This window comes from Bradyrhizobium erythrophlei (genome assembly GCF_900129505.1).
GTDB lineage: Bacteria > Pseudomonadota > Alphaproteobacteria > Rhizobiales > Xanthobacteraceae > Bradyrhizobium > Bradyrhizobium erythrophlei_D.
This window is the reverse complement of sequence record NZ_LT670818.1, coordinates 8,438,181-8,460,312: the sequence shown is the minus strand read 5'-3', so window position 1 is coordinate 8,460,312 and position 22,132 is coordinate 8,438,181. Positions and strand designations below refer to the sequence as shown.

Below are 22,132 nucleotides of genomic sequence, written 5' to 3'. Positions count from 1 at the left end.
GTGCTCAGGCGGAGTGCCGTTCCGCTTCGGCGTTGTGACTGCGATTGAGGTCCAGCAGCGTCTTCTCGTAGGCGACGAGTTTCCTGGCCGCTTTCAACGCATGATATAATTCGCCGCTCAAGATGTCCGTGTTGATTTCCTCGATGATCGGCCACGCGCTGGGCGCCGCGGTAACGATGTCGCGCACCAGGTTGAAATAGGTGCCGTGATTGACCTGCGGATCCGGCGAAATATACATCAGCTGCACCGCCAGATAGACGAGCTTGGCCGGCGTGTCGGCGGTCTCCGGCGTCAGGATGTCCTTCTCGCGCAGGATCGGAATGTTGTCGCCGTCGATCAATAGCCGCGCGCGCTGATCGGTGTTGGTGATCACGCAGGCGCCGATGATGATGCGTTCGTGCGGTTTGAGTTCGACTTTCAAAGCCATGGCTGGTCTCCGTTGCCGCTTCTGACGCGATCCATCGGTACAAGCCGATGCGAGTGACGCCAGATGGGCGCGGCTCTTTTGCCGATGCAGCCGCAATCCTTTCCTATTGTGGTTAACGCCCGGTAAACGCGCCCATCGGCGAGAAAATATCCAGCATTTTCAATTCTATTTTTCGAGTGCGTGACCGTAGAACTACGGATTAAGGGGCCGCCGGCGCGCTCGGGTGAGCCGTAGTCCGGTACCAATTCATTTTTTGTTAGAGGCTTGGTTTCACCGTGCCCCGGTCGCCGATCAGAAAAGATGGGCAACGTACGCACTCGTATTTCACACCAGAAAGGTATGAAAAATGTCAGGTATTGTTCTTTCGGCTTCGGTTCGCCAGAACCTCCTCTCCCTCCAGTCGACCGCGGATCTTCTCTCCACCACCCAGGGCCGTCTCGCCAGTGGCAAGAAGGTCAACTCTGCCCTCGACAACCCCACCAACTACTTCACCGCGGCTGGCCTCGACAACCGCGCCGGCGACATCAGCAACCTGCTCGACAGCATCGGCAACGGCGTGCAGATCCTGCAGGCCGCCAATACCGGCATCACCTCGCTGCAGAGCCTGGTCGATACCGCCAAGTCGATCGCCAACCAGGTGCTGCAGACCCCCGTTGGCTATTCGACCAAGTCCAATTTTACGTCCACCGCGATCACCGGCGCGACCGCGACCAATCTGCTGGGCCCGGGCACTGCTGGTTCGGTTACCGCCGGTGCCTTCACGACCCTCAATTTGGGTGCGGGCTCCTCGACCTTCACGGTCGCGGTCGATGGTGCTGCGGCCAAGACCATCACGCTCAACTCGGCAAATGTTACGGCGTACAACGCGGCAACCGGTAGTGCACTCAACGCTAACAGCCTGAGCGCATCTGATGTTGCCAGCATCACCAACTACCAGTTCGGGTCCACCATCGCTTCGGTTTCCGCCGGCAAGTTGGTGTTCACTTCGGGCACAACGGGTGTGACCTCCAGCGTCACAACCACCGCCGAGGTCATAGCTGGCGGTGCGACCGGCACGACCGGAGTCGCTGTCGGAACCAACACCGGAACGAACCCCGCGCTGACCAATGAGACGCTCACGATCGCTGCCACCGGCGGCGGCACTGCGACCAATATCAGCTTCGGTACCGGTGCCGGGCAGGTCTCGACGCTCAACGGGCTCAATGCTGCGCTGGCGGCGAACAACCTGCAGGCCAGCATCGACACCACCGGCAGGATCAACATCGTGACCACCAACGATGCGGCTTCGTCGACGATCGGCACCATCGGCGGCACGGCCACTGCGTTCACGAGTGCAGTAGCCCCTGCTGCGCCGGTTGTCGATCCGAACTCGCAGGCGACCCGGAACAGCCTGGTCGCGCAGTACAACAACGTGGTGAACCAGATCAACACCACGGCCCAGGACGCTTCGTTCAACGGCGTCAACCTGTTGAACGGCGATACCCTGAAGCTGACGTTCAACGAAACCGGAAAGTCGACGCTGAGCATCACCGGCGTCACCTTCAACCTCGGCGGCCTTGGTCTTTCGAACCTGACCCAGGGCACCGACTTCCTGGACAACAGTTCGGCCAACAAGGCGTTGACCGCGCTGAACTCTGCCAGCACCACGCTGCGGTCCGAAGCATCCACGCTGGGTTCGAACCTGTCGGTCGTGCAGATCCGCCAGGACTTCAACAAGAACCTGATCAACGTGCTGCAGACCGGCTCGTCCAACCTGACGCTGGCCGATACCAACGAGGAAGCGGCCAACAGCCAGGCGCTGTCGACCCGCCAGTCGATCGCGGTGTCCGCGCTGTCGCTGGCCAACCAGTCGCAACAGAGCGTGCTGCAGCTCCTGCGCTGATTACTGGCAATACTGCAAAATAAGAAGGCGGCGGGGGAAACCCCGCCGCTTTTTCGTTTGGCGACCCGGCGAGGCGCGGCTTTCGCGGGTGGTGAGTACGTCTGCTGTTAACAAAGCGTTAACCGAACAACTTAAGTCGCCGTTAACTCTAATTTAAAGGAATTCTCAGTAGAACTACGGGGGTAGAATTACGGAAGGGTTGCTACATGTCCGGCATTGTTCTCACGGCAGCGGTTCGCCAGAACCTGCTCTCGCTGCAGTCCACCGCAGATCTCCTCGCCACCACCCAAGGCCGTCTCGCCAGTGGCAAGAAGGTCAACACGGCGCTCGACAATCCGACCAACTTCTTCACCGCGCAGGGCCTCGACAACCGCGCCAGCGACATCAACAACCTGCTCGACAGCATCGGCAATGGCGTTCAGGTCCTGCAGGCCGCCAACACCGGCATCACCTCGCTGCAAAAGCTGGTCGACAGCGCCAAGTCGATCGCCAGCCAGGTGCTGCAGACGACCGTCGGCTATACGCCGAGGTCCAATGTTTCGAGTGCGCCGATCCCCGGCGCAACACCAACCAATCTGCTTGGCACGGGAACCAACAACACCGTCACCGGCACGGCCATTACGGGCGCGGCCGCGAAGACCACGAAGCTGAGCGCGTTGACTCCCGCCGTTTCAGCCGCCACGGACAGCTTCACGATCAACGGCAGCACGATCTCGTTTAGCAGCACCAACGGCAATTCGATCACCGCGACCGGCGCGTCGCTCGACCTGAGCACCGCGACGGTGGGCGACTTGCTTTCGGCCATTGACACCATCACCGGTACAGGCACCCCCTCGACACTCACGGCCGGCGCGCTCACCCTAAGCACCGGCACCACGACGAATCTGCTTATCGGCGGCAATGCGACCACGCTGGGGAAGCTCGGTCTTACGGCCGGCCAAACGGCTATTACCCCTCCCGCGCTCAGCGGTCAGACGCTCATCATCGGCCCCACGCCGCCCGCCAACGGCAACGGAACCAGCATCATCTTCGGCACCGGTTCCGGACAAATCTCGACGCTCAACCAGCTCAATGCGGTGCTGGCGGCCAACAATCTGCAGGCCGGCATCAGCCCGAGCGGCGTCATCAACATCGTGACCACAAACGATGCGGCTTCCTCGAAGATCGGCGCGATCACCGGCACTGCCACAGGCGCCGGTGCGGCGTTCAACGGGCTGGTCCCACCCGCGCCGGTCGCCGATCCGGACTCGCAGGCAACACGCGCCGGCCTGGTCGCGCAGTACAACAACGTCCTCAATCAGATCAACACCACGTCGCAGGACGCTTCGTTCAACGGCATCAACCTGTTAAACGGCGACACCTTGAAACTGACGTTCAACGAGACCGGAAAGTCGACTTTGAACATCAACGGCGTCACCTACAATCTCGCCGGCCTAGGTTTGGCGACCCTCACCGCGGGCACTGATTTCCTGGACAGTAATTCGGCCAACAACGTTCTCACTTCGCTGAATGCCGCCAGCACCTCGCTGCGCTCCGAAGCATCTTCGCTGGGTTCCAACCTGTCGATCGTGCAGATTCGCCAGGACTTCTCCAAGAACCTGATCAACGTGCTGCAGACCGGCTCGGCCAACCTGACGTTGGCCGACACCAACGAGGAAGCAGCCAACAGTCAGGCGCTGTCGACCCGCCAGTCGATCGCGGTGTCCGCGCTGGCGCTGGCCAACCAGTCGCAACAGAGCGTGCTGCAGCTGCTGCGCTGATCCGGGCCATAACGGCAGATACCGAAACGGCGGGGGAAACCCTCCGCCGTTTTCTTGATTTGACCACGCGGCGCCCGGGACCCGGCAAAGCGCGATTTGCCCGGTTTCCGACAAATTTGGAAACGGACGCTAACCATATTTTAAAGGCAGCCGACGTACAAAACTTGGGCAGTTTCGAATTTGTCCCGCAGCGTAAAGCCGTACCAAAGGTGATGGATGTCTCATGCCGCTCAAGCCTATGCCCGCACGTCGCAAACGACAGCACCTCCCCGGGAAATCGAGGCGCAGGCACTCCTGAAGGCGGCGAGGCAGTTGCAGGAAGTCCAGGCCAACTGGACCGGTCCCGACAAGAACATGTACAACGCGCTGCTCTTCAATCGCCGGCTGTGGACGATTTTCATGAGCGCGGCCGAGACCAACGACAATCCGCAGCCGCTGGAAATCCGCCAGAACATCGCCAATATCGGCGTGTTCGTGATGAAGCAGACCATCGAAATGCAGATGAACCCGGATCCGGCGAAGCTGAAATCGCTGATCGAAATCAACTGCAATCTCGCCGCGGGTCTGTCCGGCCGGGTCTGACGGCTTTTTCGGTCTAACGGAGCGCGATCATGAGCGATATCGCGAGCATTCTGTCGGCCGCTTACAAGGCGGTCGGAGCGGCGACCACCGTTCCGAGCAAGACCAAGTATGTCGCGGTCGATCCAAAGCTCTATCAGGGCACCTGGTCGGGAACGTACGCCGACAAGAAGACGTTCACGATTCAGGTCTTGAGCGTTTCTGGCTTCCGTGCGCAGGTGAAGTATCAAAGTGCCGGGACGGTCAAATTCGGGACCGCTCTGATCAAGGACAACTCGTTTCGGATCGGCGATACCAAGCTCACGCTCACCAAGCTTGCAACGAGCACCAGGGCGGCTACTGCGACGGTGAAAAACGTCCTCACCGATCCCGCCACCGGCTCGACCTATCTCGACACCGCGGTCGCCACCCTGAGCAGTTAATCCGGACTCGAAACTTCAGGCCTTGCGGTCGGTGGCGAGAATACGGGTCGGCTCGCCCTTGGTCAGGTCGAGGGTGTGGAAATACGCCCGGCGGCGCAGCACGGCCTCGTCGGGATATTGCGCGACCACCGCTTGCGTGCGGCTATCCACCACCTGATAGACGATCGAGGCCGCGGCCTGATCGATGAAGGCCTGATGCGAGACGTAATCGCTCGACGCCTCTGTATCGTTGCGCACGGCTACGCTGGCGTCCACCGCCGTGACGCTTTGGCTTGCGGGCAATTCGGTCGCGACCGCGCTATTGGCCGCTTCGCTCGGCGGCTGTATAACAGGTGTACCAGCCGGCGACCCCACCGGCCTGATGCTGAAATCCGTACTCATGGCAGCCTCCTGGCCTCCCTCGAGTCAAATCCCAACCCTCCATCACAGGCAACTATGGCCTGATATCTCTCAACGCTTTGTTAGAGAATTCGCTGAACGACTTGCTGACGCGGGCGCGCGAAATTAATGGAAATTGTCGGTATTTTCCGGAAGGCGCTTTTCGGGCGCAGGGAAAGCCGGTTCGCGCGAAGTAAAAAACGCCAGCACTGCGCGGTCACATCGAGCGGCTGACCGCGATCGGCGTCATGTGGCGCGGGCCGGGGGTCGCACGCCGTCCGGCGGCCGTATAGGTGTTGGGAATATTGCGCTGCTGCATCTCGGTGTTGACGCCGCGAATGATGCTCTCCGACACCGCATGCGCGGTTGCCAGTACCGTGAGATTGATCTGCAGCATGGCGCGAAACGTGTCGTGATAACGATGCAGCGTGGTCAGAAGCTCGGGCGCGGTCTGCGACAGGTATTTCTGGCTGGCCTTCAACTGCCCGACAGCGTTGACGTAGCGGCGGGACAGATCGGTCTTCTGTGGCTCCAACGCCATCGCCTCGCGCAGCATGCCGGCCCGCACCAGTTCGGTTTCGCGCTCGATGACGCCGAGCAGGGCGCTCATCACATCCATCATGTTATCGGCGAGCTTGCGCGCATCGCCCGGTGTGGAGGCCGATGGAGCCGGAGTGGTTGCCACTCGCCGCTGAGGATTCTGATTCATGTCCATTTTCCCTTGAGAGGCTAGCTGGCGCGACCTGCTTGCTGCATGATCAGCGTGTGATAGACGTCCTTGGAAATGCCGACGCCGCCGGCCTTGGCGAAGGATTTCGAATATTGCTCGGTCAGCATCGAGCGCCACACGCCGGTGCCCGGCGTATCGCCGAACGGGCCTTCGCCCTTGATGCCGCTCGTCATCTGCGAAAACATCGAGTTGAGAAACATCGCCTCGAAATCGGTCGCGGTAGCCTTGGCCTTGGCCTGCGCCTGCGGCGATACCTTCTTCAGCGCCTCGGCGAATGCGGGATCGGGCCGGCCGTTGAACATCGGCATGACGGCCTTGCTGGGCATGCTGCCCGCGCTGCCGTTGATGAGGTTGGCCTGCATCACATCACCTCGATGTCGGCCTGGATCGCGCCGGCGGCCTTGATCGCCTGCAGGATGCTGATGAGGTCGCGCGGGCCGATGCCCAAACCGTTGAGGCCGTCGACGAGTTGCTGCAGCGACACGCTGTCTTTCACCAGCGCGAACTTCTTGCCGTCTTCGGAAACCTTGACGCTGGAATTGGGCGTCACCACGGTTCGTCCGCGCGATTGCGGATTGGGCTGGCTCACCTGCGGGCTTTCGGAGATCGAGACGGTGAGGTTGCCCTGGGCGACCGCGACGGTGGCGACGCGGACATCGCGGCCCATCACGATGACGCCGGAGCGTTCGTCGATCACGATCTTGGCGGCGAGGTCGGGCTCGACCTGCAACTGCTCGATCTCGGTCAGGAAGGCGACGACGTTGCCCTTGAATTCCGTTGGAACCGAGAGCTGCACGGTCGAGGGATCGATCGGCTCGGCGGTCTTGACGCCGAGGTAGTCGTTGATCGCGGCGGCGATGCGCTTGGCGGTGGTGAAATCGGCATTGCGCAGCGCCAGCCGCACGTTGGGCAGGCGATTGAGCGCGAACTCGATCTCGCGCTCGATGATGGCCCCGTTGGCGATGCGGCCGACGGTCGGCACGCCGCGGACCACGCTGGCGGCAGCCCCTTCGGCCTGAAAACCGGCGACCGCGACCGAGCCCTGCGCCACCGCATAGACGTTGCCGTCGGCGCCGAGCAGGGGGGTGACGAGCAGGGTGCCGCCCTGCAGGTTCTTGGAATCGCCGAGCGCGGAGACGGTGACGTCCATCCGCGTGCCCTGGGTGCCGAACGCCGGCAAATTGCCGGTGACCATGACGGCGGCGACATTGCCGGTACGGATGGTGGCGCCGCGGATGTTGACGCCCATCCGTTCCAGCATCGCCTGCAGCGATTGCTTGGTGAAGGGGATGTTGTTCAGGGTATCGCCGGTTCCATTGAGGCCGACGACGAGGCCGTAGCCGATCAGCTGGTTCTGCCGCACGCCCTCGATATTGGCGAGATCCTTGATCCGCGAGGTCGCGGAAGCCGGCAGCACGGACAGCGCCAGCGCCAAAAGCGCGACACTGGCCACCCCGAAAACTGTTGCCGAACGGACGCTAGCCATCCTCTGCTCCCCGCTGAGGTCCTTGAACCGGACCCGGGCGCCACTCCCATGACGGCCGATCCGGCGTCAGCTATGCGAGATCGGTGCCACGCCATTTTTTCCAATCAAGTAATTGATGTCATGTGAGAATTTTTTTATGCCAGAGTTAATTATGAGGTGCCGCGGTGGCAGAACTGGCCGCCGGCGGCAGATTTTGCCGGGCTGTTTACGTCCCGTTAACCATAAACGGACGAAACTCCTGGGAACTTGGTAGCCCGGCTGAGCGAAGCGATCTGCCCGGTATAGACGAGACGCTGACCCCGGATTTGGCTGCACCGATCCGGGCCACGCAGGAAGCCTAAGACCATGCGCATCTACGGACCGAACGGCACCACAATCGGATCTCCGGCCGCAAATACCAAGCGAACCTCCTCGAGCGGCTTTTCCTTGCCGGACGCGGCGGCAGCCCCGGAGGAGACCCGCGCCGCCTCCGCACCCCGGGCGGCGGCGAATATCGACGCGCTCCTGGCGCTGCAGGGCATCGAGGAAGACCCGACCGAGCGCCGCAAGCGTTCGGTGCAGCGCGGCAAGGGCGCGCTCGACGTGCTGGACGACCTCAAGATCGGGCTTCTGTCCGGCAATTTCGACGCCTCGACGGTCAGCCGGCTGCGGGATGCCGCCGCCAACCTCAAATCCTCCTCCGGCGACCCCGGCCTGGACGCCGTGCTGTCCGAGATCGAGCTGCGGGTCGAGGTCGAATTGGCCAAGGCCGGGCAGTACTGAGCCCGGGCGGTATCCGGGGGGCTTTAAGGTTGCTCACAGGTTCCTGCCGGGGAAACCCCGCAGCGCACAGTTTGGCAGTGGTGGCCGATATTGTCTGTCACATGACGCCGCTATATAAGGCGCGCGCGGACCGACACTTTTCGGGCCGACCAGCGCCGCAGCGCCGCGGCGATAAAACGTACAGATGGGCTGGCTTCCTTGGAAAAGTTGAAGAACTATCGACCCTCCGAAAAAGAGCCTTTCATGAACGACCGGCAGCGCGATTATTTTCGCGCGAAGCTTTTGGCGTGGAAGGACGAAATCCTCAGGGAATCGCGAATCACCTTGCAGACCCTGCAGGAAGAAAACGTCAATCACCCCGATCTCGCCGACCGCGCTTCCTCGGAAACCGATCGCGCGATCGAACTGCGTGCCCGCGACCGCCAGCGCAAGCTGATCTCCAAGATCGACGCGGCGCTGCAGCGCATCGAGGACAACACCTACGGCTATTGCGAGGAGACCGGCGAGCCGATCTCGCTGAAGCGGCTGGAGGCGCGTCCGATCGCGACCCTCTCGGTGGAGGCGCAGGAGCGCCACGAGAAACGCGAGAAGGTCTATCGCGACGAATAGGGACCGGCCGCCGCGTGCGGTCTTTTTGTTGTTTGGGGCGGACTGATTTAACGGAGGCCGCCGATGACCGACATTCGCGCCGCTGCGGAAACCATCGCCGCCGCCCGCCGCAGCCGCACGCCGCTTGAGCGCCTGGCCGCCGGGATAGCGCCGGATACCGAAGCGGACGGCTACCTGATTCAGGACGCGGTTCACGATCTTCTGGCATCCGATGTCGGCGCCCGCATCGGCTACAAGATCGGCTGTACCAGCGCGGTGATGCAGCAATATCTCGACATCCCGCACCCTTGCGGCGGCGGCGTCTTTGCAAAAGGCGTTCACGACAGCGGCGTTTCGCTGAACACAAAAGATTTCATCCGCGTCGGCGTCGAATGCGAAATCGCGGTGCGGCTCGCGCGCGACCTTGCGGCGACGGAAGAGCCGTTCACGGCCGAGTGGGTCGCGGAGGCGGTCGATGCCTACTATCCCGCGATCGAGATCGTCGACGACCGCTACGTCAATTGGGAGACGATGGGCGCGCCCACGCTGGTCGCGGATGACTTCTTCGCCGCCGGCTGCGTGCTCGGCCAGCCCGTGCCGCGATCTTCCGCGCCCGACCTGCTCAAGGTGATCGGGCGCGCGCTCATCAACGGCAAGGCGGTCGGGCAGGGCACCGGCGCCGACGTGCTCGGCCATCCCCATCACGCGCTCGCGTGGCTCGCCAACCATCTCGCCGCCGGGGCCAAGGGTCTGCGCGCGGGCGAGATCGTGCTGACCGGGAGCCTCGTGAAAACGGCGTGGCTCAACGCCGGCGATGAGGTGATCATGGAGCTGGTCGGGCTGGGGAAGGTGGGCGCGAACTTCGCGTGAGTGCGGTTTACGCGTTGCGTGGTTGCCTAAACGTCATTGCGAACGAAGCGAAGCGACGAAGCAATCCACTCTTTCTTGCGAGGCAAGATGGATTGCTTCGCGGAGCCTGTCATCGGGCGCGCATTCGCGCGACCCGTTGGCTCGCAATGACGACTAAATACGCCTTCGCGATCTCGCTGCATGTTTCGCGCGAGTTTTGGCCTGCTGGTTCCGCCCTCTCCCATCGGAGGGCGCAGGGAATGCCGGGCGCCCGATGCGCCCGCAGCCGCGCGTGTAGTGTAGAAAGCACGCGCGTTAGTCACCACGGTCACACCGGAAAACGCCCGACATTCCCCGCGCAATGGTTTTACGGCTTATTTCGTACTCTCCCCGGTGACCGGGCTTTTTTGTCACCGTCATCGGCGGATTGCTCCGCCCACTTGATGCCAGCGTCGGGGCATCAGGACCACACGACTTCACCGTCCGCATCCGGCGCTGTTCGTCAAAAGCGCCAATGCGTCCACCGCATCCTGTCCCGCGTCCGTGACGATCTCGAGCCGCCCCTCTGTGGGATAGGACGGCGAGGGTTATAAAGGTGATTTGGGTCTTCGGAAAATCAGAATATTTTTGCAAAGAGGGCTGGACAGGCAAGTCACTGATTTGCCCGTCGGGCAGATCCCGCAGCAGCGATCTGACGGACGCGCGTATCTGCTGCCGCGCACTCATGCGGCTTCAGTTCTCAAGTTCTGCCTCAATCAGACTTTCCGCAATCTCCATTGCAGGTCGGTTCGAATCCAAAAAATATGAACCGCAACCAAACCAATCCTACTTGATCCTGATCGTAATTTTATCTGAGACGAGCGGCGGGTTGAACGGATAATGCTTGGCATCGCCTAATACCAGTTGGAGAGTGTGTTTGCCGGGTGGCAGCTCGATACGTGTCTCGGTTTGACCCGCTCCGAAATGAAGATGGGTCTTGTCTTGAGGGATCGGCTCGTTTGGATCGAGTGGTTCATTCACATCAACCAGCAAATGATGATGGCCGCTGTTCTGAAAATCGTCGCCCGCGTGGGTGACACCCATGTTCCGCAGACCGAAACGACACCAGAAGCCACCTCTAATCGTTGTGCCGTCCTGCGGCCAAACGAAATACAGAACCGCGTCCTTTGGCGCAGACTTTCCTTGAGCGTGGGCAACGCACGACACAGCCGCCAGCGCTGCCGATAGCACGATAAGCCGGACGATCTTCATGGGACGCGCTCCTCCGAGGCTTTTAAGGAGATAGAGCGATCCGCAACCCGTGTGTCGGATATCGAACGTTGGTGTCGTAACTATCGCGGTTCGCCGGCCGCGCATAGCGCGCGTCATTCTTCCAGGACCCAGACCGAATGACATGCGAAGTGCAGTCGCTCTCGACCCACGGTGACCCGTCCGACGGGGCGCCCTGATAATGCTTGTGCCAACAATCCTCTACCCACTGATCGACGCCACCACCCATGTCATACAGCCCAAACGGATTTGGCGTAAAACTTCCGACCTTGATTGGTTGCTCGGCGGTTGCAATGTCATTGCAGTTCTTGCAGTTGGCCATGCCGGATTGAACCTGGTCGCCCCACCAGTACCTGGTTTGCGTGCCCCCGCGGGCGGCATATTCCCATTCGGCTTCGCTTGGGAGCCGATATGCCTTCCGCGTTGCGCCCGCGAGCCAGGCAGCAAATTGCTTGGCATCGCTCCAACTCACGTTCGTGACGGGCGCGTCATCTTTGCCGGTTGCCACGAACGCACATGCCTTCGCGGCAGCGCATTCGTTCCATTCGCGCACGGAAATCGGATACCGACTGATCGCAAACGGCTTGATCGTGACCTGGTGGGTCGGCTTCTCCGTGACATCGTCATTGCTGCCCATGAGGAAGCTACCGCCTCGAAGCATGTTCATTTCGGGCTCTCGGACCGCCGATGTCGGCCGTGTTGCAGGCGCGGCTGGAGACGCGATCAGGGGTTGCGACGTCGCTTGCTTCGCAGCTGGAGCCATCGAAGGAGCCGGCTGAGTTTGGGGCGTTGCTTCCTGAGTGGCGGGGGCTGCCGAAGGCGAAGGCTGAGGTAGCGGCGCTGATGGTTTCGCAAGGGGTACCGGCGACGGCGAAACCTGGGTTGATGCCTGATCCCGCGCTTTTCCATACGGTTGCCGAAGCAAATACCAAAGCGCGCTGCTTGCGATGGACAGCAGAACGAGGCTCAGCAAAAAAATCAGAATATTCTCGCGTCGTTTTCGGGTCCTGTTGAAAGCGGCCGGATCCGGAAGCACACGGTAGACTCTTACCGGATCCGTGATGTTCTTTACTTTTCGATCTCCGAGCGACTCATATCCGCAAACCAGCTTGTGCTTTATCTGCTCGTAAATGCCGCCCGAGATGTAAACCTGGCCAGGATCGGCAATACCCTCGAGGCGCGTGGCGATATTGACGCCATCGCCGAAAACGTCGTCTGCTTCGACGATAACGTCGCCAAGATTGACACCAATCCGATATTCAATCCAATGATGCTTCGGCATCGATGCGTTGCGTCCAACCATGTTTTGCTGGATGACGATACCGCACCGCACAGCTTCGACAGGACTGTCGAAAATCGCAATAAATCCGTCACCAGTGGTTTTGACGAGCCTTCCGTGATGCCCCACAATGCTGGGCTCTATGAGGTCACGCTCGATCCGCTTAACGCGAAGATGCGTTCCTTCTTCATCGATCTGCATGAGGCGGCTGTAGCCAGCGATATCGCCGGCGACAATCGCAGCAAGACGGCGCGGCGTTGACTCTCGCGGGGGATCGCCACCTCTGCTCGATTTCAATTTGCGAATTTCACCCATGACCTGGGTCTCCACACACCGCAAACAGCAGTGCTAGGGACGGACAACTACTATCCGTAGAAATTTGAACTCGCCAATAGCAGCTTATCACACTGCCGGGTTGGGACAAGCCAATTGAAGCCTTGCTCAAACGGGTCAGCACCTAATAGCTCAAATCGCGATATTCGAATGTGAGCCGCTTCACATCTCTGAATTCAGGGCCCGTAGCATCTACTGATTTGCCCGTCGCGTCGCGTCGGTAACTCTTCGGCCGGATCGAGCGTAGCGCAATCCGAAAAAGAAAAGCCACGCATCATTGCGACGAGAAGCGGCCGCCGACACCAGGCCAGCCACGCTGACCTTTATTAAGTTCGTCGTCCCGGCCTCGTTGTTGAACCTTTTGCGACGTTTGCGGGACTTACTCCTGTCGGGTTCGGGAGCGGAGGTTGCCTCGGCGAACCGCGCGGGCCGATTGTACTCAGTTAATAGTCTGATTGAATTTCAACACGCGACGTCGCTGCGCAAGAGAGGCCATTATGGGCCGAACTGCTTGCAAGGAAATCGGTTGCCATACCGTGCCGTATCGTTGGCCACAATGCCACCGTAGCGGTATGCTCATCGTTGCGACGCTCTGCACCGCGTGCATCCTCCTATTCGCGAGCGAAGCTAGAAGTCAATGCACGGCGCGAGATGTCCTGCAAAACCAACTGAGGCTCAAGAAAACGCCCTCAGCCACTATGCCGCAAATTCTGATCAGATCCGCCATCGATGTTCCGGTGTGGAAGACGATCACGGTGGGAACGTTTGCAGATTTGTTTGCCCTAAATAGCGCGTTGGATGCAGTAGGTTGCGGCATCGGAAACTCGGCTGGGGAAATTCTCGCTCGACCGAGCTTTACCCTCAGCACTACGAAAACAAGCGTGGAGCTTTTTACGGTGTCGGCAAGCGAACTCGGCTTTCCGACCGATACTGCATCGCTGGCGGATATTTACGCACGCGCTAAACAGTTGGGTTTTGGACTTGCGGCAGCAGAGATCGGTCCGCAACTAAGGCTTCAATATTTTGACCAGCCCATCGGTGAATTTCTTATCATCGGAATGGAGCCAATCAGGACGTGGAACGGCGAGCCCGTCATTCTAACTGTAGCTAATGGCGGAGCGGGACTAATCCTCATCGGCCAAGACGGCAGCGCGGACGCACAAATATCCGTGGCATCCCATTTTCTGTTCGTGCGGTCCAATAAACCCGCCCCTGCCAAAGGGCCGGAAGCCGCAGCACTCGTCAATCATTGAAATTTCCAAGCGCGCGCGGATACAAGTACGCGCGGATACTGGTAACTTGAAGCCGCTAGATGCCAGGTGCAGCAAATCGCGGCACCCGAGGCGAAGAAGAGCTTCGCTAACCCAACGATCCGTGTTGGACGCGACCTTGGACGGTAGACTTACGGACTACCGCCCAGTTTTGAGTAGGCAATACTTAGAACCCGCCTCCATACTTTAGAACGTTAGAACGTTTGTTTTCTTCCCAGCACTCGGAGGCGGTTTTCTTCCCCTGTGTGCGACCCGCGGTTTGTCGAGCCGGGCCTATCTATTCCCGGCGACGCGCCGGGTCGCGCGCTCGTCGGGCTGTTGCATCCGCGAAGGCGCTGCTCCGATCTGGCCGGTCTTGCTGATGTCGAGCGCCATCGTCTTCAACATGTTGCGATCGACCTTGCTCAGGGCGTTGCGGGGCAATTCGTCGATGACTTCGAGACCCTCCGGGACTTTATAGGATGCAAGCCGCGTCGCGACGTTGCGAAGGATTTTGGAAACGACGGTGTCCCTGGTCCCGTCGGCCAGCGTCACGAAACCGAACACGCGCTGGCCAAGCACGGCATCCGGAATGCCCACCACCGCGGCTTGCTCGACCGCCGGGTGGCAGGCGACCAGCGCCTGCTCCACTTCGGCAGGCGAGATGTTGGTGCCGCCGCGAATGATGATGTCCTTCTTGCGGGCTACGAACCAGATCTCGTCTCCCTCGCCGCGCCGCATCAGATCGCCGGTACGATACCAGCCGCCCCTCAGGCTTTTCTCGGTCGCTTCGGGGTCGTTCCAGTAACCGGCGAAGACGTTGGCCCCCCGGACCAGCAGTTCGCCGATTTCGCCGTCGGCGACCTCGGCGCCATTCTCGTCGATCAACTTGATCTGCGCGCCCTTCACAATGCGGGCCACCGGTCCATGCCGCAGGCCAAAGGTCAGGGATCCCACCGCTTCCGTCGCGGCCCAGAGATTGTAGAGCGGCGCGCCAACGATCGAAGGAGCGCGGCGCTGCAGATCGACCGGGCAGGTATCTGCTCCGGTCAGGCAGATCCGCAAGGAAGCCAGGTCGCGGGGACGGGCGCGCTGGGATTCGAGCAGCGCCGCGTATTGGGACGGGAAACCAAGATACCAGGTGCCACGATCGCGTTCGATGCTGTCGAGGACGGCGTCGGGGTCGAATCCCTCCAGCAAGGTGAAGGGTGTACCGAGCGCGATATTGGCGAGGAAGATGATCAGCCCACTCATATGCGCCATGGGCAGAGGCATGACCACGACATCGTCGTCCGACAATCCCCAATGCTTGATGAGCAGGTCGGCGGATTCAGCCAGCGTTTCCGGCGTATGAACGACGAATTTGGGCTCGCCCGTCGAGCCTGACGTGTTGATGAGCACCGCCGGCTTGTAGGAAGCGGGCGCGAACGACAAATTCTCGTGATTGATCGTCTCCAACAGCGTTTCCCAGGGCTGGACGCCTTGGTCTTCGAACGATCCATCGACGACGAAGCGCCTGTCCGGCGCGAGGATCGAAGCGTCGACCGGCGCGACATTGTCGTAGAGGCCGATCTCGCCGATGTAGAGCGCGGGTTTCAGCCGCTGCAGCAGGGGCGCGAGTTCGGCAAATTTGAACGCGGTTCGCAATGGCGCTGCGATCGCCCCCAATTTGAAACAGGCATAGTAGGCGACGAGCATTTCGGGCCTGTTCATCATATGAAGGGCGACGCGATCCCCCGGCGCGACACCGCGCGCCGAAAGCCCGCGCGCAAGGCGACCGGCCTCGGTCGCAAGCCGTTCGTAGGTCCAGATCTCGTCGTGAAACACGAACGCCGTACTTTTTGGCCGGGTTTGCGCCTGGTGCATCAAGGTATTTATCGGACTCATCTTCATGGGGTGGACTCCCGTTGCTGACAGGCGCTCAGCGTGAACGGGCCGCGCTACGGCGCTATTTCAATCCTGGGAGAATGGTTGCGATTGTAGGCGAGCGAGGCGAAAACGGGGCGAAGCGCCGCGTTTGCTGTCCTTCGCCGATGTTCGAAACGGGTCATCAGGCCTCCGGAGGCACGCCCGCCCTGGTGCGCGCCGGAATCGGTATTCCGCTAACACGATATCGCCTTTCAGCGAGCGGACGCGGAGCAACTGCGCCGCAATATACTTCCGCTTTCCTCCCTGGTGCACCATTCGGCGTGTGGTGAGCGGTCCGGAGATGCGTTATGATGCCGGCCGGTTCGCTTAAACGGGAAGTCGGGAGTTGACGCAAGAAAAGGATCAGGCGGCGGGGGCGGCATCGATGATGACTTTACCTGAACTGGCTGCGAATGCGCTGGATAAGTTTCTCCGCTCCTATATGCGTCGCCGGTTCGGCACCCAGACGCCGCTGGTGGAGATGGTCCCGAACGCCGCTCGCATCGCGCTCGAATGCATCGGCAACAGCGACGCGCTCTACCACAATATCGAGCACACACTGCTGGTCACCCTGGCGGGACACGATATCCTCCGCGGCCGCGCGCTGCATGAACAGTTTACCGCGGACGACTATGCACATGTCATCCTTGCCTGCCTTACCCATGACATCGGCTATGTGCGCGGCCTGTTCGACGACGACGACGCGGACGGCTATGTGATCGATGCGACCGGCCGCAAGATAACTCTGCCGCGCGGGTCATCGGACGCGGGCCTGATGGCTCATCATGTCGACCGCTCGAAGCTTTACGTGATGCGGCGGATCGAAGGCATGGCTCCGCTCGACCACAAGCGCATTGCCGATGCTATCGAAGGAACCCGGTTTCCTGCCGCCGCCGGCCAGGAATACGGTAAAGAGGCCTCGATCGTCCGGGCCGCGGATTTCATCGGCCAGCTCGGCGATCCCAACTACCTCAGAAAATCCAACGCCCTTTACCACGAGTTCGAGGAAGTCGGCGTCAACCGCCAGCTAGGCTATGATTCACCCGCCGACATCGTCAATCGCTACCCGCAATTCTACTGGGACAGCGTGGCGCCGCACATCCAGACCGAAATCCGCTATCTCAACAAGACCTCGAGCGGCCGCCAGTGGATCGCGAACCTCTACAGCAACGTGTTCCGCGCCGAACGCGACATCTCGCTGTCCGGACCGCAGCGGTAGGCGGGGTGACGTCACCTCTGCTGCCTCCCTACGAGGCGCTATGTCAGCGGAACACCGAGCCGGCCAATTCCCGGCAACTTCAGCGCGGGGCGGCGTATGTCGAAGCCGAGGACGCCGCCGAAGAAATTCAGCTCTAACCCCTCGATCCAGCCGATGGTCAGGCCGAGATAACCGCCGAGCGAGACGAAGGCGCCGGTTCGCGACGGCGTGAGGCCAAACCACGCGCCGTCATAGGGATAATCCTTTCCGATCGCGGTCGGCGGCAGCACCGCGTTGAGTTCGGGTACGGCGTCCAGGATGGCCTGAACGAACGTATTCGAATTCGGACCCGGCCACGCGCTGTAATCGCCATAGGCGCGAAACCTGTAGTTCTCGATCACCGAACGAATTTTTGGAATGAGTTTTTCTGCTTCCCCGCCGTCGACGGCGACGACGGATTCGGGCACAGCGCCGAACCATCGTCCGTCCGGGGCAAAACCATCGACGCGGATCGGGTCGCCCCAGGCGGTGTAGTCGTAACGGCTGTAGCGTGGCGCGCCGCGCTCCTTGAGAACAATCCAGGTGTGAACGGCGAAGATTCCGCGCCAGCGTACCGTGCGCGCGGCATAGACCCGAATCAGCGCGTCGGGATGCGCTGACGGTTTCGGAAGCAGTCCCGCGCTCGACCTGTCGGCCGTCTGCCAGTTTCCCCTGGCGTCGCCGAGAAGGTAGTTGGCCGCGGACACGCTGACGGGAGCGATGATCAGGAGAAGAAAGATGAGCACGGATTTTTTCACAAGCGGTGGGGGAAAAAAGTTGGCGGGGCTGACGTCGTCTCCTGATGTAGTGCCTGGAATCGGCTTTGCCAGCTGTGCCTGTGAGGCTCACGGTAGAAGGTAGGGTGGGCAAAGCGAAGCGTGCCCACCAACTTGCGCACAACGAACCTGCCCGGTGGGCACGGCGCAAATGCGCCTTCCCACCCTACATGTTGCATCCAGAAACGATCGCGGCCTCCGGCAGGGGAGCTGACGGAGGCCGCGTAGTACATCGCATCGCGCCTAGGTTCGCGATGTGATGTGGGAGCTTGTTTAACTCTTTAGTTGGGCATGACCTTATCCAAAAACCGGTTTCCACCTTCTGGGGTCATGCCCTAGAACGGCAGCAGCACGTCCATCACCTGCTGGCCGTAACGCGGCTGCTGCACGTCCATGATCTGGCCGCGGCCGCCATAGGCGATGCGGGCCTGCGCGATCTTCGAGGAATCGATGGTGTTGTCGCTCTGGATATCCTCCGGCCGCACGATGCCGGCGACGATCAGTTCGCGGATTTCGAAATTGACGCGGATCTCCTGTTTGCCCTCGACCACGAGGTTGCCGTTGGGCAGCACCTGCGTGACCACGGCAGCGACGTTGGTCTGCAACGCTTCCTGGCGGTTGACCGAACCCTTGCCGTCGCTGGAGGCCGTGGAGTCCGCGGTCAGGATGCGGCCGGGCAGGATCTTGTGCGCTTGCGTAATTGTCTGGGCGCCGATGAAGTCGGTGATCCCCGAATCTTCCTTGTTGGTGCGGCTGCGCTGGGTCTCGTTGGCGATGTTGGCCTTGTCGGTGATGTTCACCGTCACCGTCAGGAGGTCGCCGATGCGCGCGGCGCGCTGGTCCTTGAAGAAGGCCCTGGAGCCGTTCCGCCACAGCGAGTTGGCGTTGTACGACACCGTCTCCGGTTTCGGCATCGGCATCTGCACCGGCTTGTAGCCGGGCTGCGCGGTCGGATTTTCTATCGACGCGAGCTTGGGCTGTTCGCCGATCTGCGACAGCCGGTCGATCGACGAGCATCCGCTCGCGACGACAAGGATCACCAGCGACGTGCTGGTCAGAAGGATACGGTTACGACGGGACCTGGACATGAACATTACTCGGTTTTTGGAGCGGCGGGCGAAGTGGTGTTGGCGAGGGCGACAGGGGAAGCGGCTTTGTCTGAAGGGATCGACGAGGTTTGATCCGGCGAAGGCGAGGGGGTGGCGTCGGCGGTCTCCGGCGCGCGCGGCATCGCGATCGATATCGCGACCTGGCCGCGGCCAATCACGGTGCCTGTCACCGTGCGCTTGGATTGCAAATTGAGCACGCTGACGACGTCGCCTTCGGTGCCGCCTTCCAGCGCCTTGCCGCGGATCGTGAGATAGAGGCCGGAGGCCTCATAGATCAGGACGACGGTCTGGTCGCGCTGCACCAGATCGGGCTTGGTGAGGTCGGCGACCCTGAGCGCCTGGCCGGCGCGAAGCTGGCGGCGCGCCTGCATGCCGACCGCGCGGTCGCGACTGGCGGCATCGGTGCCGACTTCCGCTTTCGGCCGCCGCTCGACCACGACGTCGGAGGATTTGATCACCTCGTTGCGGTCGATATTGCGGGCCAGCACGGCGGCTTCCATGGTCTCGATCACGCTGCCGGTGAAGCGCAGCCGGGTCGGCGTCGAAACGTTGCTGTTGGCGATGTCGAAGGTGATGTCGAAACGGCCGCTGCGGGAATCGTAGCGCAGCGCCGAGGGCTGCATCGCGCCGGTGTTCGACGCGTCGAGCTTCATATCCTCGACGTCGCGATCGAAGGTCAGGCTGAGATTGGCGGCTTCGCCGAGCCCGTTGTGGCGCTCCAGCGCCTGCGCCACCTGCCGTTCGATATCGCCGGCGTCGATGGTGCGGGCGAGCCGTGTCACCGTGATCTGCTGTAAATTCCTGGTATCGACGCCGATCACCCGGTGCGCGCGCAGCGCGGTGAGCACCTGCGCGGTCGGCAGCGTGCCGGTGGTGCCGAGATCCGGCGCGCGATAGATCGCGATCTGCGCGGCGTTTCCGGCATTGTCGATGACGTCGCCGATCCGCACCACCTCGCCGGAGACAGTGACATTGGCGCGCAGTGCGGGGGCGGCGATCACGTCGTCGCCATCCTGCGCCGATGCCGCGGTGGCAGCACTTGCTAGCAGGGCGGCGGCAAGGAAGAGGGAGCGAAGTTTCATCATCATGACCCCTAGCGGAACAGCGCGGAGGCGGATTGCAGCATCTGGTCGGCGGCGCTGATGACCTTGGCGTTCATCTCGTAGGCGCGCTGGGCCGCGATCAGGTCGGAAATCTCGCTGACGACCTCGACATTGGCCTGTTCGAGATTGCCCTGCTGCATGTCGCCATAACCGTCGGCGCTGGCGAGGCCGTCCTGCGGCGCGCCCGAGGCCGGGGTGTCCGTGAACGAGTTGTCGCCGATCGGCTGGAGGCCGGCCTTGTTGATGAAGCGCGTCAGGCCGATCTGCCCGACCGTGGTCGGCGTCGTCGACCCCGGCAAGGTCACCGAGAGCTGGCCCTGCGTGTTGATGGTGATGCCGGTCGAATTCTGCGGGATGGTGATGGTCGGCTGCACCGGATTGCCCTGCGCGTTGACGACGCGGCCGGTGGCGTCCATCTGGAACGTGCCGTCGCGGGTATAGGTGTAGGTGCCGTCCGGCATCTGGATCTTGAAGAAGCCTTCGCCGCGGATCGCGATGTCGAGATCGTTGCCGGTCTGCGACAGGGTGCCTTGCGTCATCTGCCGCGGCGTGCCGACGGTCTTGACGCCGCCGCCGATGTCGACGCCGACGGGCAGGATGGTGCCCTGGTCGGACGCCTGCGCGCCGACCCGGCGCACGTGGTCATAGATCAGGTCCTGGAACGCCGCGCGCTGCTTCTTGAAGCCGGTAGTGCGCAAGTTGGCGATGTTGTTGGAGATGACCTGGACGTTCAGTTCCTGGGCCGCCATCCCGGTCGCCGCGGTATATAAAGCGCGCATGGGTCAGTTTCCTTCAAGCATGATTCCGAAAAGTGGTTGCCGGTTTTCGGAACAGATCATGCTTAGTTAAAATTGCGGACGAGGCTCATTCAACTGAATGAGCCTCTACGCCGGAACGTCGGCAAGTTGCTGGATGGCGGTCTTGTGCAAATCGCTCTGCTGCTGCAGCAGGGTCGCGATCTGGGTGTAGGTGCGCGTCACCTCGATCATGCGGCTCATTTCCGTGACCGAGTTGACGTTGGACTTTTCGATGAACCCCTGGCGCAGCCTCGAGGTGGAGTCCGGCTGCGCGGTGGCGCCGTTATCCGCCGAATAAAGGTTGGAGCCCTCTTTCAGGAGCTTCTGCGCATCCGCAAAACTGACCATCCGGAGCTTGCCGCGCACCGAGTCGATGTGGTTGAGGCCTTCGACCACGGTGATGTTGCCGTCGGAAGCGATCGAGACGTCGTGGTCGGTCGGCTGAAATACGATCGGGCCGGAGCCGCCGAGCACGGGATCGCCGGCCGCCGTCACGAGCTGGCCCTGATTGTTGATGTTGAGGCCGCCGTCGCGGGTGTAGCGTTCGCCGCCCGCGGTCTGCACCACCAGGAAGCCGCCGCCGTCGATTGCGACATCGAGCGGATTCTTGGTCTCTTCAGTCGGGCCAGCCGACATGTCCTTGTAGGTGCCGCGGTCCAGCACGTAGGAGACGGCGCGGTCGCTTCCCACGAAATTGTCTTCATGCGCGCCGGACTTCAGGTATTCCTGAAACAGCGAGTTGTCGGCCTTGAAGCCGTTGGTGTTGACGTTCGCGACGTTGTTGGCGACGACATCCATCTGCCGTTCCAGCACCATCTGCCGCGATAGTCCGACGAGAAGCGTATTCTCCATCGGTGGTTCTCCCCTCTGACGATCCGCAGTCCGGCTCTCCCAAGCTTTCCTGCCGATCCTTCCGAACCAGAGGCTCTCCCAAGCCGCGGTTCGCCATTCAGTAGAGCGAAAGCCGTGCCAAACCGGAAAGTCATTGTTTCATAAGGGGATAGGTGTTTGGCCGGGGGTCATCGCGGGCGGCAGAAAGGTCTTGTTGACCATGTTTGCCCGGCAACTTTTTCCCACCTCGCCGGCAAAAGAAAGGTTCCATTAACCATTGTTACCTTAGCGTCACCATCAAGAGAGCGCGTGTGCGCTGGGGGCATTTGTATCGCGTCACGGCCAGCCTCGCGGCATCGAGTTCATTTTCCCTGAGA

General features: G+C 61.4%; 22 protein-coding genes. 9 read left to right on the top strand and 13 right to left on the bottom strand.

What is annotated here, in order from left to right; genetic code table 11:
- Window positions 1-4 precede the first annotated feature (4 nt).
- The gene (flbT, locus tag B5525_RS40105) at window positions 5-427 is read right to left on the bottom strand and encodes a flagellar biosynthesis repressor FlbT (protein WP_079571763.1); all 423 of its coding nucleotides are present in this window, start codon (window positions 425-427) and stop codon (window positions 5-7) included.
- Window positions 428-773: 346 nt separating this feature from the next.
- Between flbT and B5525_RS40100 the strand changes: the two genes are divergently transcribed.
- From B5525_RS40100 to B5525_RS40085, 4 genes are all read left to right on the top strand, one after another.
- Window positions 774-2,309 carry a flagellin gene (locus B5525_RS40100; RefSeq protein ID WP_079571761.1) on the top strand — a complete coding sequence of 512 codons (1,536 nt, stop codon included), beginning with the start codon at window positions 774-776 and terminating at the stop codon, window positions 2,307-2,309.
- A gap of 206 nt (window positions 2,310-2,515) precedes the next feature.
- Complete coding sequence (locus B5525_RS40095) at window positions 2,516-4,069, top strand: flagellin (RefSeq protein WP_079571760.1); 1,554 nt, start codon at window positions 2,516-2,518, stop codon at window positions 4,067-4,069.
- Between the two features lie 216 nt (window positions 4,070-4,285).
- Entirely contained in the window at window positions 4,286-4,651 is a 366-nt protein-coding gene (gene flaF / locus B5525_RS40090) for a flagellar biosynthesis regulator FlaF (RefSeq protein ID WP_079571758.1), read from the top strand.
- A gap of 29 nt (window positions 4,652-4,680) precedes the next feature.
- Window positions 4,681-5,070 (top strand): hypothetical protein, encoded by a 390-nt coding sequence (locus B5525_RS40085; RefSeq protein ID WP_079571757.1) that lies wholly within the window; start codon window positions 4,681-4,683, stop codon window positions 5,068-5,070.
- A gap of 15 nt (window positions 5,071-5,085) precedes the next feature.
- Here B5525_RS40085 and B5525_RS40080 read toward each other — a convergent pair whose 3' ends face one another.
- The 4 genes from B5525_RS40080 to B5525_RS40065 all read right to left on the bottom strand — a co-directional run bounded on the left by B5525_RS40080 (window position 5,086) and on the right by B5525_RS40065 (window position 7,664).
- A complete protein-coding gene (locus tag B5525_RS40080; RefSeq protein ID WP_079571755.1) occupies window positions 5,086-5,451 on the bottom strand; it encodes a hypothetical protein in 366 nt (121 codons plus the stop codon).
- Window positions 5,452-5,665: 214 nt separating this feature from the next.
- A complete protein-coding gene (locus B5525_RS40075; protein WP_079571754.1) occupies window positions 5,666-6,157 on the bottom strand; it encodes a hypothetical protein in 492 nt (163 codons plus the stop codon).
- A gap of 20 nt (window positions 6,158-6,177) precedes the next feature.
- A complete protein-coding gene (flgJ, locus tag B5525_RS40070; protein WP_079571752.1) occupies window positions 6,178-6,540 on the bottom strand; it encodes a flagellar assembly peptidoglycan hydrolase FlgJ in 363 nt (120 codons plus the stop codon).
- Window positions 6,540-7,664 (bottom strand): flagellar basal body P-ring protein FlgI, encoded by a 1,125-nt coding sequence (locus tag B5525_RS40065; protein ID WP_079571751.1) that lies wholly within the window; start codon window positions 7,662-7,664, stop codon window positions 6,540-6,542. Before B5525_RS40065 ends, flgJ begins: the two co-directional genes overlap by 1 nt.
- A gap of 345 nt (window positions 7,665-8,009) precedes the next feature.
- Here B5525_RS40065 and B5525_RS40060 point away from each other — a divergent pair, with 345 nt between their 5' ends.
- The 3 genes from B5525_RS40060 to B5525_RS40050 all read left to right on the top strand — a co-directional run bounded on the left by B5525_RS40060 (window position 8,010) and on the right by B5525_RS40050 (window position 9,884).
- Entirely contained in the window at window positions 8,010-8,426 is a 417-nt protein-coding gene (locus tag B5525_RS40060; RefSeq protein ID WP_079571749.1) for a flagellar assembly protein FliX, read from the top strand.
- A 198-nt stretch (window positions 8,427-8,624) separates the two neighbouring features.
- Complete coding sequence (dksA, locus tag B5525_RS40055; protein WP_029586682.1) at window positions 8,625-9,035, top strand: RNA polymerase-binding protein DksA; 411 nt, start codon at window positions 8,625-8,627, stop codon at window positions 9,033-9,035.
- Window positions 9,036-9,098: 63 nt separating this feature from the next.
- The gene (locus tag B5525_RS40050) at window positions 9,099-9,884 is read left to right on the top strand and encodes a 2-keto-4-pentenoate hydratase (RefSeq protein WP_079571748.1); all 786 of its coding nucleotides are present in this window, start codon (window positions 9,099-9,101) and stop codon (window positions 9,882-9,884) included.
- An 804-nt stretch (window positions 9,885-10,688) separates the two neighbouring features.
- On the opposite strand, the gene B5525_RS40045 is transcribed toward B5525_RS40050, so the two are convergent.
- Window positions 10,689-11,114 carry a DUF4399 domain-containing protein gene (locus B5525_RS40045; protein WP_079571746.1) on the bottom strand — a complete coding sequence of 142 codons (426 nt, stop codon included), beginning with the start codon at window positions 11,112-11,114 and terminating at the stop codon, window positions 10,689-10,691.
- 22 nt (window positions 11,115-11,136) lie between these two features.
- Entirely contained in the window at window positions 11,137-12,726 is a 1,590-nt protein-coding gene (locus B5525_RS40040) for an SUMF1/EgtB/PvdO family nonheme iron enzyme (protein ID WP_079571744.1), read from the bottom strand.
- A 515-nt stretch (window positions 12,727-13,241) separates the two neighbouring features.
- On the opposite strand from B5525_RS40040, the gene B5525_RS40035 reads away from it, so the two are divergent.
- Window positions 13,242-13,997 (top strand): hypothetical protein, encoded by a 756-nt coding sequence (locus B5525_RS40035; RefSeq protein WP_079571743.1) that lies wholly within the window; start codon window positions 13,242-13,244, stop codon window positions 13,995-13,997.
- Between the two features lie 291 nt (window positions 13,998-14,288).
- Here the strand turns inward: B5525_RS40035 and B5525_RS40030 are convergent, their stop codons facing one another.
- Window positions 14,289-15,887, bottom strand: a complete 1,599-nt coding sequence (locus B5525_RS40030) for a class I adenylate-forming enzyme family protein (RefSeq protein ID WP_079571741.1) — start codon at window positions 15,885-15,887, stop codon at window positions 14,289-14,291.
- 400 nt (window positions 15,888-16,287) lie between these two features.
- Here B5525_RS40030 and B5525_RS40025 point away from each other — a divergent pair, with 400 nt between their 5' ends.
- Window positions 16,288-17,121, top strand: a complete 834-nt coding sequence (locus B5525_RS40025) for a metal-dependent phosphohydrolase (RefSeq protein WP_079574418.1) — start codon at window positions 16,288-16,290, stop codon at window positions 17,119-17,121.
- 38 nt (window positions 17,122-17,159) lie between these two features.
- Here B5525_RS40025 and B5525_RS40020 read toward each other — a convergent pair whose 3' ends face one another.
- From B5525_RS40020 to flgF, 5 genes are all read right to left on the bottom strand, one after another.
- Entirely contained in the window at window positions 17,160-17,885 is a 726-nt protein-coding gene (locus B5525_RS40020) for a DUF3750 domain-containing protein (RefSeq protein WP_079574416.1), read from the bottom strand.
- A 365-nt stretch (window positions 17,886-18,250) separates the two neighbouring features.
- Complete coding sequence (gene flgH, locus B5525_RS40015; RefSeq protein ID WP_079574415.1) at window positions 18,251-19,003, bottom strand: flagellar basal body L-ring protein FlgH; 753 nt, start codon at window positions 19,001-19,003, stop codon at window positions 18,251-18,253.
- 5 nt (window positions 19,004-19,008) lie between these two features.
- Window positions 19,009-20,112: a flagellar basal body P-ring formation chaperone FlgA gene (gene flgA, locus B5525_RS40010; protein WP_079571739.1), complete on the bottom strand. Its 1,104-nt coding sequence runs from the start codon at window positions 20,110-20,112 to the stop codon at window positions 19,009-19,011.
- A 5-nt stretch (window positions 20,113-20,117) separates the two neighbouring features.
- A complete protein-coding gene (gene flgG / locus B5525_RS40005) occupies window positions 20,118-20,906 on the bottom strand; it encodes a flagellar basal-body rod protein FlgG (protein WP_079571738.1) in 789 nt (262 codons plus the stop codon).
- 105 nt (window positions 20,907-21,011) lie between these two features.
- Window positions 21,012-21,776, bottom strand: coding sequence for a flagellar basal-body rod protein FlgF (gene flgF / locus B5525_RS40000; RefSeq protein WP_079571736.1), 765 nt, complete (start codon window positions 21,774-21,776; stop codon window positions 21,012-21,014).
- Window positions 21,777-22,132: the final 356 nt, after the last annotated feature.

What these genes read in the sequence shown, in the direction of transcription:
- flaF (WP_079571758.1), top strand. Translation starts at nt 4,286, where the DNA reads ATGTCTCATGCCGCTCAAGCCTATGCCCGCACGTCGCAAACGACAGCA.
- B5525_RS40050 (WP_079571748.1), top strand. Translation starts at nt 9,099, where the DNA reads ATGACCGACATTCGCGCCGCTGCGGAAACCATCGCCGCCGCCCGCCGC.
- B5525_RS40035 (WP_079571743.1), top strand. Translation starts at nt 13,242, where the DNA reads ATGGGCCGAACTGCTTGCAAGGAAATCGGTTGCCATACCGTGCCGTAT.
- flbT (WP_079571763.1), bottom strand. Translation starts at nt 427, where the DNA reads ATGGCTTTGAAAGTCGAACTCAAACCGCACGAACGCATCATCATCGGC.
- B5525_RS40095 (WP_079571760.1), top strand. Translation starts at nt 2,516, where the DNA reads ATGTCCGGCATTGTTCTCACGGCAGCGGTTCGCCAGAACCTGCTCTCG.
- B5525_RS40045 (WP_079571746.1), bottom strand. Translation starts at nt 11,114, where the DNA reads ATGAAGATCGTCCGGCTTATCGTGCTATCGGCAGCGCTGGCGGCTGTG.
- B5525_RS40100 (WP_079571761.1), top strand. Translation starts at nt 774, where the DNA reads ATGTCAGGTATTGTTCTTTCGGCTTCGGTTCGCCAGAACCTCCTCTCC.
- B5525_RS40065 (WP_079571751.1), bottom strand. Translation starts at nt 7,664, where the DNA reads ATGGCTAGCGTCCGTTCGGCAACAGTTTTCGGGGTGGCCAGTGTCGCG.
- B5525_RS40060 (WP_079571749.1), top strand. Translation starts at nt 8,010, where the DNA reads ATGCGCATCTACGGACCGAACGGCACCACAATCGGATCTCCGGCCGCA.
- flgH (WP_079574415.1), bottom strand. Translation starts at nt 19,003, where the DNA reads ATGTCCAGGTCCCGTCGTAACCGTATCCTTCTGACCAGCACGTCGCTG.
- flgF (WP_079571736.1), bottom strand. Translation starts at nt 21,776, where the DNA reads ATGGAGAATACGCTTCTCGTCGGACTATCGCGGCAGATGGTGCTGGAA.
- B5525_RS40085 (WP_079571757.1), top strand. Translation starts at nt 4,681, where the DNA reads ATGAGCGATATCGCGAGCATTCTGTCGGCCGCTTACAAGGCGGTCGGA.
- B5525_RS40080 (WP_079571755.1), bottom strand. Translation starts at nt 5,451, where the DNA reads ATGAGTACGGATTTCAGCATCAGGCCGGTGGGGTCGCCGGCTGGTACA.
- B5525_RS40075 (WP_079571754.1), bottom strand. Translation starts at nt 6,157, where the DNA reads ATGAATCAGAATCCTCAGCGGCGAGTGGCAACCACTCCGGCTCCATCG.
- B5525_RS40030 (WP_079571741.1), bottom strand. Translation starts at nt 15,887, where the DNA reads ATGAAGATGAGTCCGATAAATACCTTGATGCACCAGGCGCAAACCCGG.
- flgA (WP_079571739.1), bottom strand. Translation starts at nt 20,112, where the DNA reads ATGATGATGAAACTTCGCTCCCTCTTCCTTGCCGCCGCCCTGCTAGCA.
- B5525_RS40040 (WP_079571744.1), bottom strand. Translation starts at nt 12,726, where the DNA reads ATGGGTGAAATTCGCAAATTGAAATCGAGCAGAGGTGGCGATCCCCCG.
- flgJ (WP_079571752.1), bottom strand. Translation starts at nt 6,540, where the DNA reads ATGCAGGCCAACCTCATCAACGGCAGCGCGGGCAGCATGCCCAGCAAG.
- flgG (WP_079571738.1), bottom strand. Translation starts at nt 20,906, where the DNA reads ATGCGCGCTTTATATACCGCGGCGACCGGGATGGCGGCCCAGGAACTG.
- B5525_RS40025 (WP_079574418.1), top strand. Translation starts at nt 16,288, where the DNA reads ATGATGACTTTACCTGAACTGGCTGCGAATGCGCTGGATAAGTTTCTC.